Here is a 12,520-nt window from a genome sequence, read left to right on the forward strand (position 1 = left end):
CCCGGCCCGCCACGGGGCCCGGGGCGGGCAGGCCGCCGGGTCCGCCACGGGGCCCGGGGCGGGCAGGCCGCCGGGTTCCTACAGGGCCCGCCTCATGGCCCGGTGCGGCATCCCCGCGTCCGGGAACTCGGGCCCGTACGCCACGTAGCCGAGCCGCTCGTAGAAGCCGAGCGCGTGGGTCTGCGCGTGCAGGTCGACGGCGCTCAGTCCGCGCTCCCGCGCCATGTCCTCGATGCCCCGCACGAGCGCCGCGCCGACCCCGAGACCACGCGCCGCCCTGGCGACGGCGAGCCGGCCGAGGGAGCCGACCGAGGCGTCCGCGCCGGTCCTGCCGACCGCGTCCGCCCCGTGCAGCAGGCGGCCGGTGCCCAGCGGCAGCCCGTCCGCGCCCACCGCCAGCACGTGCGCCGCGGTCGCGTCGTACGCGTCGTACTCGATCTCCTGCGGGACGCCCTGCTCCTCGACGAAGACCTCGCGGCGCACCGCGAAGCAGGCCTCCCGGTCCTCGTCCCCGAGCGCCTCGCGGACGCTGTACGGGACGGTCACCGGCTCTCCGCCGCGATCCGGTCGAGGGCCTTCTGCAGGTCCTCGGGGTAGGTGCTGGCGAACTCGACCCAGGACCCGTCGCCCGGGTGCTCGAAGCCGAGGCGGACGGCGTGCAGCCACTGCCGGGTCAGGCCGAGGCGCTTGGCGAGCGTCGGGTCGGCGCCGTAGGTGAGGTCTCCGACGCAGGGGTGGCGGTGGGCGGACATGTGCACCCGGATCTGGTGGGTGCGGCCCGTCTCCAGCTTGATGTCGAGCAGCGAGGCCGAGCGGTACGCCTCGATGAGGTCGTAGTGCGTGACGGAGGGCTTGCCGTCGGCGGTGACCGCCCACTTGTAGTCGTGGTTCGGGTGCCGGCCGATCGGCGCGTCGATGGTGCCGCTCATCGGGTCCGGGTGGCCCTGGACCAGCGCGTGGTAGCGCTTGTCGACCGTGCGCTCCTTGAACTGGCGCTTGAGCGAGGTGTACGCGTACTCCGACTTGGCGACCACCATCAGGCCGGAGGTGCCGACGTCGAGGCGGTGCACGATGCCCTGGCGCTCGGCGGCGCCGGAGGTGGAGATGCGGTACCCGGCGGCGGCGAGGCCGCCGATGACCGTGGTGCCGGTCCAGCCGGGGCTGGGGTGCGCGGCGACGCCGATCGGCTTCATGATCACGACGATGTCGTCGTCGTCGTGGACGATCTCCATGCCCTCGACGGGCTCGGCGACGACCTGCACGGGCGCGGGCGCGCCCGGCATCTCGACCTCGAGCCAAGCGCCGCCGCTGACCCGCTCGGACTTGCCGACGACGGAGCCGTCGACCTGGACCTTCCCTGCGGCGGCCAGCTCGGCCGCCTTCGTACGGGAGAACCCGAACATACGGGCGATGGCGGCGTCGACGCGCTCGCCCTCCAGGCCATCGGGAACGGGCAGCGTGCGGATCTCGGGACTCGTGCTCACCCGTCGAGTATGCCTTGTCAGTCCTTGTGGACGGTGCCGTCGGGGTCCAGGCCCCGGAACGACAGGATGACGATCAGGATGCCGCCGCAGACGATCGCCGAGTCGGCGAGGTTGAAGACGGCGAAGTGCGCGGGGGCGATGAAGTCCACGACCGCGCCCTCGAAGACGCCCGGCGAGCGGAAGATCCGGTCCGTGAGGTTGCCGAGCGCGCCGCCGAGCAGCAGGCCGAGCGCGATCGCCCAGGGCAGGCTGTAGAGCTTGCGCGCGAGGCGGATGATCACCGCGATGACCACGGCCGCGATCACGGTGAAGATGATCGTGAAGGCCTCGCCCATGCCGAAGGCGGCGCCCGGGTTGCGGATGGCGTCGAGCCGCAGCAGGTCGCCGATCAGGTCGATCGGCTCGTGGCCCTCCAGCTTGGCGACCACCAGCATCTTGCTGCCGAGGTCGAGCAGGTAGGCGAGCACGGCCACGACGAAGAGGGCGACGATCCTGCGCCTGCCCCTCGGCCGCTCCCCGGGAGCGGCCGCGCCGTCGGCGGCCGGCGCGCCGTCGTGGTCCGACGCGCCGTCCCGGGCCTCGGTCCCCTCCCGGGCCGCCGGATCGTCGGAGGCGGCCGTCCCGTCGGCCCCTGCTGAATCCGGCGTACTGGTGATGCGCTCCGCCTCTGCCACGTGAGTGAGTCCCTCGACCTCGATGCCTGACCGTGCGTCGAGGGTACGGCACAGGCGTGCGAGACCGGCAGCCGCGACCGTCAGCCGCGCCGCTCCTGTCGCTGTTTGTCCTCGACGCAGAGCGTGGCTCGCGGGAAGGCCTGCATCCGCGCCTTGCCGATCGGCTTCCCGCACACCTCGCACAGGCCGTACGTGCCCGCGTCGAGCCGCTCCAGGGCGTGCTCGGTCTGCTCCAGCATCTCCCGGGCGTTCGCGGCGAGGGCCAGCTCGTGCTCGCGCGTGATGTTCTTGGTGCCCGTGTCGGCCTGGTCGTCCCCGGCGCCGTCGCCCGAGTCCCGCATCAGGCCGGTCAGCTCCTCCTGGGAGTGGACGAGCTCGCTGCGCAGCCGCAGCGCCTCCGCCTGGAGCACGCTGCGGGCCTCGGTGACCTCCTCCGGCGTCCAGGGGTCCTCGCCGGGCCGCACCGCGAGCTCGCCGGCCCGTGCGGGAGGCACCGGCGCCCCGTCCCCGACGGTCGTGACGCCACCCGCGGTCTTCTTCGCTGCCACCGTCCTGGCTCCTGTCTGCTTCTTGGCGGCGGGCGCCTTCCTGGCGGCCGCCTTCTTCGCCACGGCCTTCTCGGCGGGCGTCTTCGGGGCGGAGGCGTCGGGGGCGGAGACCGCCGCACCGCCCCCACCGGGAGCGGCGTCCTCGGCGGCCCTCCTCCGGGCCGCGGCCTTCCCGGCCGGCGCCTTCTTCGCGACCGTCTTCTTCGCGGGCGTCTTCCCGTCGACCGCGACCGGCTTCCCGGCGACCGTCGACTTCTTGCCGGCCACGTCCTTGGCGACCTCGGTCGCGCCGGTGGAACCGGCGGCCGAGGTCTTCTTCGCGGCGGTCTTCTTCGCCACCATGTCGCGGCCCCTTCACATTTTGTGATCTTGCTCGCGAATCGTGCTGGGACGATAAATCGGCCCAAGGCCCGCGGCAACGGGGCACGCCGCCGTTCCCACCCGCCCCCGCTCCCCGCGGGGCGGGCCTGCCTCCGTTGTGCCCAGCTCCCCGCCCGGTTATCCGTCCCGCCCCTCCCCCACATGGCCGCAAGGGAAGTCCGGCACACCCCGTATGGCCATTCGGGTCACGGGAAAACCGGTCTGCCGCCCGCTCCCGGGCCCCGTACACTGGCCACAGCGAAAGGCGTGGATGGGGACGAGTAGCGTCGCAAGCAGCCATGAGCGACCCGGGGACGGTGAGAGCCCGGGGGCGAGCCCGATGTGAAGCATCACCCCGGAGCCGTCGGAAGAAAGCCGCACGACAGGGCGGTGACTAGACCCGGCGTCGCGACCCCAATGAGGGGGCTCAGGACGATCACGTCCGGGGCCAAGGAGGGTGGTACCGCGGGAGCAGTGCTCTCGTCCCTCCGACGGAAGAGAACCGTCCGCCGGAGGAAGATCGATGTCGCAGTACCGCCAGGTGCCCGCCCAGGTCGACCTGCCCGCGCTGGAGCACGACGTGCTCGATTTCTGGCGCGAGAGCAAGGTCTTCGCCAAGACCCTGGAGCAGTCCGAGGGACGCCCCGAGTGGGTGTTCTACGAAGGCCCGCCCACCGCCAACGGCATGCCCGGCGCCCACCACATCGAGGCACGCGTCTTCAAGGACGTCTTCCCCCGCTTCCGGACCATGCGCGGCTACCACGTGGCCCGCAAGGCCGGCTGGGACTGCCACGGCCTGCCCGTCGAGCTCGCCGTCGAGAAGGAGCTCGGCTTCTCCGGCAAGAAGGACATCGAGGCGTACGGCATCGCCGAGTTCAACGCCAAGTGCCGCGAGTCCGTGACCCGGCACACCGACGCCTTCGCCGAGCTCACGACCCGCATGGGCTACTGGGTCGACCTCGACGACGCCTACCGGACCATGGACCCCTCGTACATCGAGTCGGTCTGGTGGTCCCTCAAGCAGATCTTCGACAAGGACCTCCTCGTCCAGGACCACCGCGTCGCCCCCTGGTGCCCCCGCTGCGGCACCGGCCTCTCCGACCACGAGCTGGCCCAGGGCTACGAGACGGTCGTCGACCCCTCGGTCTACGTCCGCTTCCCGCTGACCTCCGGCCCCCTCGCGGGCAAGGCGGCGCTGCTGGTCTGGACGACGACCCCCTGGACCCTGGTCTCCAACACGGCGGTCGCCGCGCACCCCGAGGTGACGTACGTGGTCGCCACGGACGGCGACGAGCGCGTCGTCGTCGCCCAGCCGCTGCTCGAGAAGGCGCTCGGCGAGGGCTGGGTCACCACGGGCGAGTCCTTCACGGGCGCGGAGATGGAGCGCTGGACCTACCGGCGCCCCTTCGAGCTGATCCCCTTCGACGCCCCGGCCCACTACGTCGTCAACGCCGAGTACGTCACGACCGAGGACGGCACGGGTCTGGTCCACCAGTCCCCCGCCTTCGGCGAGGACGACCTCAAGGTCTGCAAGGCGTACGGCCTCCCGGTCGTGAACCCGGTCCGCCCCGACGGCACCTTCGAGGAGGACGTGCCGCTGGTCGGCGGCGTCTTCTTCAAGAAGGCCGACGAGGCGCTCACCGCCGACCTGGACGCGCGCGGCCTGCTCTTCCGGCACATCGCGTACGAGCACAGCTACCCGCACTGCTGGCGCTGCCACACGGCCCTGCTCTACTACGCGCAGCCGTCCTGGTACATCCGTACGACCGCCGTGAAGGACCGTCTCCTCGAGGAGAACGAGAAGACGAACTGGTTCCCGGAGTCGGTCAAGCACGGCCGCTTCGGCGACTGGCTGAACAACAACATCGACTGGGCGCTCTCCCGCAACCGCTACTGGGGCACCCCGCTGCCGATCTGGCGCTGCGAGGACGACCACCTGACCTGCGTGGGCTCGCGCGCGGAGCTCACCGAGCTGACGGGCACCGACCAGTCCGAGCTCGACCCGCACCGCCCCTACATCGACGCGGTCACGTTCCCGTGCCCCGCCGACGGCTGCGGCAGGACCGCCACCCGCGTGCCGGAGGTCATCGACGCCTGGTACGACTCGGGCTCGATGCCGTTCGCGCAGTACGGCTACCCGTACGAGAACAAGGAACTCTTCGAGTCCCGCTACCCCGCCCAGTTCATCTCCGAGGCCATCGACCAGACCCGCGGCTGGTTCTACACGCTGATGGCCGTCGGCACCCTCGTCTTCGACAAGTCGTCCTACGAGAACGTGGTCTGCCTCGGCCACATCCTCGCCGAGGACGGCCGGAAGATGTCCAAGCACCTGGGCAACATCCTCCAGCCGATCCCGCTCATGGACCAGCACGGCGCCGACGCGGTCCGCTGGTTCATGGCGGCCGGCGGCTCGCCGTGGGCGGCGCGCCGGGTGGGCCACGGCACGATCCAGGAGGTCGTGCGCAAGACCCTCCTCACCTACTGGAACACGGTCGCCTTCCAGGCGCTGTACGCCCGTACGTCCGGCTGGGCACCCGGCGCCGCCGACCCGGCGCCGGCCGACCGCACGGTCCTCGACCGCTGGCTGCTCTCCGAGCTGAACACCCTGGTCGCCGAGACGACCGAGGCGATGGAGTCGTACGACACCCAGCGCACCGGCAAGCTGATCTCGGCGTTCGTCGACGACCTCTCCAACTGGTACGTGCGCCGCTCCCGCCGCCGCTTCTGGCAGGGCGACGCCGCCGCGCTCCGCACGCTCCACGACGTCATCGAGACGGTCACCCGCCTCATGGCCCCGCTGACCCCCTTCATCACGGAGCGGGTCTGGCAGGACCTGATCGTCCCGGTGACCCCCGACGCCCCGGAGTCGGTCCACCTCTCCACCTGGCCCGAGGCCGACGCCGCCCTGATCGACGGCACCCTCTCCGAGCAGATGCTCCTGGTCCGCCGCCTGGTCGAGCTGGGCCGGGCGACGCGCGCGGAGTCCGGCGTGAAGACCCGCCAGCCGCTGTCCCGCGCGCTGGTCGCGGCGACCGGCTTCACGGCCCTGTCGCCGGAACTCCAGGCCCAGATCACGGAGGAGCTCAACGTCTCCTCGCTCGCCTCCCTGTCGGAGGTGGGCGGCAGCCTCGTCGACACCACCGCCAAGGCCAACTTCCGTGCCCTGGGCAAGCGTTTCGGCAAGGGCGTCCAGGACGTGGCCAAGGCCGTGGCCGCGGCCGACGCGGCGGCCCTCTCGCTGGCCCTCCGCTCCGGCGAGGCGACGCTCTCGGTGAACGGCGAGGACGTCACCGTCACCCCGGAGGAGATCATCATCACGGAGACCCCCCGCGAGGGCTGGTCGGTCGCCTCCGACGCGGGCGCGACGGTGGCGCTGGACCTGGAGATCACCCCGGAGCTGCGGCGCGCCGGCCTGGCCCGTGACGCGATCCGGCTGATCCAGGAGGCCCGCAAGAACAGCGGCCTGGACGTCGCGGACCGCATCGCGCTGCGGTGGACGTCCGCGTCCGCGGAGACGGTGGACGCGCTGACGGCCCACGCGTCCCTGATCGCGGACGAGGTCCTGGCGACGGACTACGCGCAGGGCGAGGGCGACGGCTCGTACGGCGCCCCGTTCGAGGACGAGTCCCTCTCCCTCGCCTTCCGCCTCCGCAAGGCGTAGCCCCCCGCCGAAGGGCCCGGCCTCCCTGAGGGGGCCGGGCCCTTCGCCGTACGGCTGCACCCACTGCACCGGCACCCACCCCCGCCGTTGTGGGCGCCGCCCCGCCGTTGTGGGCAGCCGTTCCCCTGGGGCGAGGGGGGTCCCCCTGCTCGAGCGAAGCCGAGAGCTTGGGGGAGGGTGGGCACAACGGAACGGCGCCCCTTGCCGGCGCCCGAGGCTCCCGCGCCTGGACCCGCACCGGAAACGTGCGCCGCACGACGTGGTGCGGGTCGGGGCGCGGAACGCGGAGGCGCCGCTGAGGGGCGCCGTCCCGTGTGCCCACCCGTCCCGCCCCAGCGGGACGATTGCCCACACGGGAGGGTGCGGGAGGGGCGCCGCCCAGCAGGGCGTGGGCCCCACACGGGCGGGGCACCGCCCGCAGGGCGCGGCCCCGCACCGGTAGGGGGCGCGGGCTCCCGGTCGGGCGTGGGCCCCACAGGTGGGGCAACGCCCCGCTAGGCGCGGGCCCACGGGCAGGGGCGGGGCCGCGCCCTGCGGGCGGGGGCGGTACGCCGAAGGGCCGGCTCCCCAGGGGGAGCCGGCCCTTCGTGGCTGCCGACGGCTACGCGCTCAGAGCGCGGTCACCGGCCGCCTCAGTTGTCGTCCTCGTCGATGAGGAAGCCGCGCATCGGCGCCGGCGCCTGCTGCATCGGCTGCGGGGCCTGCGGCCGGACCGGAGCCATCGGCTGGGTCATCGCGGGGGACATCTGCTGCTGGCCGCCGTAGGAGGGCGCGCCGCCCATGGACGGCGCACCGCCCATCCCGCCGTTGCCGCCGTAGGACGGCGCGCTCGCGCCCGCCGAGGCCATCGACGGGGCCGGCGGCAGCGAGGCCGCGGCCGGGGTGCGCGGCGGAGCCAGCGAGTCGTCCGCCTGGGTCTCCAGCTGACGCAGCTGCGACTCCAGGTAGGACTTCAGGCGCGTGCGGTACTCGCGCTCGAAGCCGCGCAGGTCCTCGACCTTGCGCTCCAGCGTGGCGCGGGCGGACTCCAGGGAGCCCATCGCGACGCGGTGCTTCTCCTGCGCGTCCCGCTCAAGAGCGTCCGCCTTGGCGCGGGCGTCCCGCTCCAGGCCCTCGGCGCGCGAGCGCGCCTCGCCGACGATCTTGTTGGCCTCGGAGCGCGCCTCGGCGATCGCCTGGTCGGCGGTCTGCTGGGCGAGCGAGAGGACACGCGCGGCGCTGTCGCCACCGGGGCCCTGCTGCGGCTGCTGCATCTGCGGCGGCTGCATCTGCTGCTGCTGCGGGTGACCCATGGGGCCGCCCTGCATCGGGCCGGGGCCCATGGGGCCGCCCTGCATGGGGCCGCCCTGCATCGGGCCGGGGCCCATGGGCCCGCCCTGCATGGGGCCGCCCTGCATCGGACCGGCGGGCAGCGCGGGGGCACCGGACGGCAGCTGCGGCGGGCCCATCTGCGGCTGCTGCTGCTGCTGCGGCGGTCCGGATATGGCGGCGGGCACGGGGGCGCCGGGACCGCCGGGACGGTCCTGCTGCTCCGGGGGCTTGCGCATACCCTGCTGCTGCTGGTTCTGCGCGGCGGCACGCGTGGCGGCGGCCAGCTTGGCGCGCAGGTCCTCGTTCTCGCGGAGCAGGCGGGTCAGTTCGGCTTCGACCTCATCGAGGAAGGCATCGACCTCGTCCTCGTCATAGCCTTCTCGAAGGCGGACGGTCGTGAACTGCTTGTTCCGCACGTCCTCGGGGGTCAGCGGCATCTCTTCTTCACCTCTACGTAGTCGTCGGCAGTCGGCAAGACCGTATCGTCCACTTGTTCCTCCACCATCACCTCGCGAAGCTGCTCACGATGGAGATCAGGATGTAAACGATGATCATCAGAACGAAGAAGGACAGGTCGAGTGCCACGCCCCCGAGACGCAGCGGCGGGATGAGTCGCCGCAGAAGCTTGAGCGGTGGATCGGTGACAGTGTAGGTGGCCTCAAGGACGACCACCATCGCCTTACCGGGTTGCCATGAACGGGCGAACTGGAAGACGTAGTCCATGACAAGTCGGGCGATCAGGAGGACGAGGAAGCACATCAGCACGATGTAGACCACCTGTAGTGCGACGCCCATCCCGCGTTTCCCTCTCCCCTGGCTTTCGTGCTCTCGCTTGTCCGGCCGCTTCGCGACCGGTCCGTCCGGTTCTCGTGTTCTCAGCTCTGGTTGAAGAATCCGCCCTCTGCGATCCGGGCCTTGTCCTCCGCCGTGACATCGACGTTAGCAGGCGACAACAAGAACACCTTCTGCGTCACGCGCTCAATGCTGCCATGGAGCCCGAAGACCAGTCCGGCGGCAAAGTCGACAAGTCGCTTCGCGTCCGTGTCGTCCATCTCCGTGAGGTTCATGATCACCGGGGTGCCCTCACGGAAGTGTTCCCCGATGGTACGGGCCTCGTTGTAGGTCCGCGGGTGCAGCGTGGTGATGCGGTACGGCTCCCGCTCGGACACGACCTTGGGCATGATCACCGGTGCGTTCTTCTCCAGGCTCGGGCGTTCGGGTGTGATGGATGCCACGGGGGCAATTCGGGCCGGACGTCCGCTTTCGGCGAGCACCGGGACAGAATGGGCGATCGGCTCCCGGGGGGCCGGGGGCTGCGCCACTCGCACCGGCTCCTCGCGCTCCACCTGGCGCGGGGGGGTGTGGCGCCGGTCGCGCTCGGGCTCCGGCTCCAGCTCGGGTTCGAAGTCGTCGTCGGGGTCGAAGCCCCGGCCGTCGTACCCATCGTCCTCCACGAGGCCGAGGTAGACCGCCATCTTGCGCATCGCGCCGGCCATTCTCTGAGTCCTCCGCTCTGTGGTGGATCGGCCTCGTCACCAAGTGCCGGCGATCCACGGGCCACCCCACCGTTCTGCGGAATGACCATATTTTCTGCTGTGGTCCGACTTGCTTCGCGACGTTACCCGAGCTTCGGGCGGACGCCGAGTACCGCCGTACCGACGCGTACGTGTGTCGCCCCGGCAGCGACGGCCTCCTCGAGGTCCGCACTCATCCCCGCCGACACCATGTTCGCAGTCGGACGGGTCGTGCGCAGGACAGTCGACAAATCCATCAGCCGGTCGAAGGCCGCGCGTTGCCGGCCGGCGTACTCCCCGGCCAGCGGCGCGACGGTCATCAGTCCGTCGAGCCGCAGCCCGGGTGCGGCGTCGACGGCCGCGGCCAACTCCTCGATCCCGTCCGGGGCGACACCGCCGCGGTCGCCCCGCTCGCCCGACTCGGCGTCGAGCGCGACCTGGATCAGGCAGCCGAGCTCGCGGTCCGCCTTCCCCGCGGCCGCGGAGAGGGAGGAAACGAGCTTCAGGCGGTCGACGGACTGCACCACATCGGCATAACCCACCACGGATCTGACCTTGTTGGTCTGCAACTGGCCCACGAAGTGCCAGGTCAGATCAAGGTCGGCACAGGCGGCGGCCTTGGGGGCGGCGTCCTGGTCCCGGTTCTCGGCGACGTGCCGCACCCCGAGTTCGTGCAGGAGCCTGACGTCGCTCGCGGGGTAGGTCTTGGTGACCACGATCAGCGTCACCTCCTTCCGCTCGCGTCCGGCGGCGGCGCACGCGGCGGCGATCCGCTCCTCCACCGCGGTGAGGTTCGCGGCGAGTTCCGACTTGCGATCCGTCATGTCTCTTCTCGGTTCAACCAGACATATCCCGCGAGTCGCCCTGTGGTGCGATCGCGGCGGTACGAGTAGTGGTCGCGCGATTCCAGGGTGCAGACCCCGGCGTCCTCGACGTCGCGGACCCCGAGCCGCGCCAACTGCGCGCGCACTCCGGCGGCGACGTCGACGGCGGGGGTGCCCCAGGAGGTCTCCGCGTGCGCGGCGGGTTCGACCGCCGCGACCTCGGCGCGCATCGCCTCCGGCACCTCGTAGCACCGGCCGCAGACGGCGGGGCCGGTGCGGGCGACGATCCGGGCGGGGTCGGCGCCGAGCTCCGCCATCGCCGCGACGGCGGCGGGGACGACTCCGGCGACCATCCCGGGCCGCCCGGCGTGGGCGGCGGCGGCGACTCCGGCGACCGGATCGGCGAGGAGGACGGGGACGCAGTCCGCGGTGAGCACGGCGAGGGCGAGTCCGGGCCGGGCGGTGACGATCGCGTCGACGGACGGGACGTCCGCGTCCCCCCAGGGGCCGTCGACCTCGACGACGTCCGCGCCGTGCACCTGGTTCATCCAGACCACCCGCGCCGGGTCGAGCCCGAGGGCTCCGGCGGCGGCGGCCCGGTTGGCGCGCACGGCCGCCGGCTCCTCCCCCACCGCTCCGCCGAGGTTGAGCTCCTCGTACGGAACGGCGCTCACCCCGCCCCACCGGTCGGTGAAGGCGAAGTGGGCGCCGTTCGCGTCGAAGCGGTGTCCTATCACTTCAGGAAGTCCGGGACGTCCAGCTCCTCGGCCTGGCTGTCCGCGTACGGACGGGCCGGGGGGACGACCGGCGGGACGGGCGCCAGCGGGGTCTCGTTGACGACCGGGGCGGGCTCGGCCGGGGCCGGGGCCGGCTCCTCGCGCGGGGGGACCGTGCCGAGGCCGCCCAGCGGGCGGGGGTTCTCGGTGGCGCGGGGCGCCGGGGCCGGCTCCTCGCGCTTGGCCGAGACCGAGCCGATGATGTTGTCGCGGCGGGCCGGCGGCTGGCCGCCGTCGAAGCCGGCCGCGATGACGGTGACCCGGACCTCGTCGCCGAGGGCGTCGTCGATGACGGCGCCGAAGATGATGTTGGCCTCGGGGTGGGCCGCCTCGCTGACCAGCTGCGCGGCCTCGTTGATCTCGAAGAGGCCGAGGTCGCTGCCGCCGGAGATGGAGAGCAGCACGCCGCGGGCGCCGTCGATGGAGGCCTCCAGGAGCGGCGAGGAGATCGCCATCTCGGCCGCCGCCACCGCGCGGTCGTCGCCGCGGGCGGAGCCGATGCCCATGAGCGCCGAACCGGCCTCGGACATGACCGACTTCACGTCGGCGAAGTCGAGGTTGATCAGACCCGGGGTGGTGATGAGGTCGGTGATGCCCTGGACGCCGCTCAGGAGGACCTGGTCGGCCGACTTGAAGGCGTCGAGCACGGAGACCTGGCGGTCCGAGATCGAGAGCAGCCGGTCGTTGGGGATGACGATGAGGGTGTCGACCTCTTCGCGGAGCTCGGCGATGCCGTCCTCCGCCTGGTTGGCGCGCCGACGGCCCTCGAAGGTGAACGGCCGGGTGACCACACCGATCGTGAGGGCGCCGAGCGAGCGCGCGATGTTGGCGACGACGGGTGCGCCGCCGGTGCCGGTGCCGCCGCCTTCGCCGGCGGTGACGAAGACCATGTCGGCCCCCTTGAGGACCTCCTCGATCTCCTCACGGTGGTCCTCTGCCGCCTTGCGACCGACGGCCGGGTTGGCCCCGGCCCCGAGGCCGCGGGTGAGTTCACGGCCGACGTCGAGCTTGACGTCGGCGTCGCTCATCAACAGCGCTTGCGCGTCGGTGTTGATCGCGATGAACTCGACGCCCTTGAGACCGACCTCGATCATTCGGTTGATGGCATTGACACCACCGCCGCCGACACCGATGACCTTGATGACTGCGAGGTAGTTCTGCGGTGCTGCCACGTCGAAGGCCTCTCGCCTCGAGTTACGTGTCGTCGCTGCGCGGTTGGTCGCGCCGCTCCGACGGATGCCGATTGGGACGGTCCGAAACGCCGACCCGAACCCTAACGTTGAAGTTTAGGGTTACCAGTGTCTCTGTTCGCTGGACTCTTCCGAACAGGACACTAAGTCGACAAGTGGCGCACGTTCAACGAACACG

11 protein-coding genes are annotated in these 12,520 nt (G+C 72.0%); 1 reads left to right on the forward strand and 10 read right to left on the reverse strand.

Annotation, left to right across the window (positions count from 1 at the left end; all coding sequences use genetic code 11):
- Window positions 1-78: 78 nt before the first annotated feature.
- From IE180_RS13650 to IE180_RS13665, 4 genes are all read right to left on the reverse strand, one after another.
- Complete coding sequence (locus IE180_RS13650) at window positions 79-546, reverse strand: GNAT family N-acetyltransferase (protein WP_190157119.1); 468 nt, start codon at window positions 544-546, stop codon at window positions 79-81.
- Complete coding sequence (locus tag IE180_RS13655; protein ID WP_123451392.1) at window positions 543-1,484, reverse strand: RluA family pseudouridine synthase; 942 nt, start codon at window positions 1,482-1,484, stop codon at window positions 543-545. Before IE180_RS13655 ends, IE180_RS13650 begins: the two co-directional genes overlap by 4 nt.
- Before the next feature lie 17 nt (window positions 1,485-1,501).
- Window positions 1,502-2,158, reverse strand: a complete 657-nt coding sequence (gene lspA, locus IE180_RS13660) for a signal peptidase II (protein WP_190157120.1) — start codon at window positions 2,156-2,158, stop codon at window positions 1,502-1,504.
- 80 nt (window positions 2,159-2,238) lie between these two features.
- Window positions 2,239-3,048, reverse strand: coding sequence for a TraR/DksA family transcriptional regulator (locus IE180_RS13665; RefSeq protein WP_190157121.1), 810 nt, complete (start codon window positions 3,046-3,048; stop codon window positions 2,239-2,241).
- A 541-nt stretch (window positions 3,049-3,589) separates the two neighbouring features.
- On the opposite strand from IE180_RS13665, the gene ileS reads away from it, so the two are divergent.
- Window positions 3,590-6,727 carry an isoleucine--tRNA ligase gene (gene ileS, locus IE180_RS13670; protein WP_190157122.1) on the forward strand — a complete coding sequence of 1,046 codons (3,138 nt, stop codon included), beginning with the start codon at window positions 3,590-3,592 and terminating at the stop codon, window positions 6,725-6,727.
- Window positions 6,728-7,359: 632 nt separating this feature from the next.
- Here ileS and IE180_RS13675 read toward each other — a convergent pair.
- The 6 genes from IE180_RS13675 to ftsZ form a co-directional block, all read right to left on the reverse strand.
- Window positions 7,360-8,475, reverse strand: a complete 1,116-nt coding sequence (locus tag IE180_RS13675) for a DivIVA domain-containing protein (RefSeq protein ID WP_190157123.1) — start codon at window positions 8,473-8,475, stop codon at window positions 7,360-7,362.
- A 67-nt stretch (window positions 8,476-8,542) separates the two neighbouring features.
- Window positions 8,543-8,833, reverse strand: coding sequence for a YggT family protein (locus tag IE180_RS13680; RefSeq protein WP_190157124.1), 291 nt, complete (start codon window positions 8,831-8,833; stop codon window positions 8,543-8,545).
- Window positions 8,834-8,913: 80 nt separating this feature from the next.
- Window positions 8,914-9,534 (reverse strand): cell division protein SepF, encoded by a 621-nt coding sequence (locus tag IE180_RS13685; protein WP_190157125.1) that lies wholly within the window; start codon window positions 9,532-9,534, stop codon window positions 8,914-8,916.
- A 122-nt stretch (window positions 9,535-9,656) separates the two neighbouring features.
- Window positions 9,657-10,376 carry a YggS family pyridoxal phosphate-dependent enzyme gene (locus IE180_RS13690; protein WP_190157126.1) on the reverse strand — a complete coding sequence of 240 codons (720 nt, stop codon included), beginning with the start codon at window positions 10,374-10,376 and terminating at the stop codon, window positions 9,657-9,659.
- A complete protein-coding gene (gene pgeF / locus IE180_RS13695; protein ID WP_190157127.1) occupies window positions 10,373-11,113 on the reverse strand; it encodes a peptidoglycan editing factor PgeF in 741 nt (246 codons plus the stop codon). The genes IE180_RS13690 and pgeF overlap by 4 nt, the downstream gene beginning before the upstream one ends.
- Complete coding sequence (gene ftsZ, locus IE180_RS13700) at window positions 11,110-12,324, reverse strand: cell division protein FtsZ (protein WP_190157128.1); 1,215 nt, start codon at window positions 12,322-12,324, stop codon at window positions 11,110-11,112. Before ftsZ ends, pgeF begins: the two co-directional genes overlap by 4 nt.
- Window positions 12,325-12,520: the final 196 nt, after the last annotated feature.

The sequence above is a fragment of the Streptomyces litmocidini genome, assembly GCF_014649755.1.
Taxonomy (GTDB): Bacteria; Actinomycetota; Actinomycetes; order Streptomycetales; family Streptomycetaceae; genus Streptomyces; species Streptomyces litmocidini.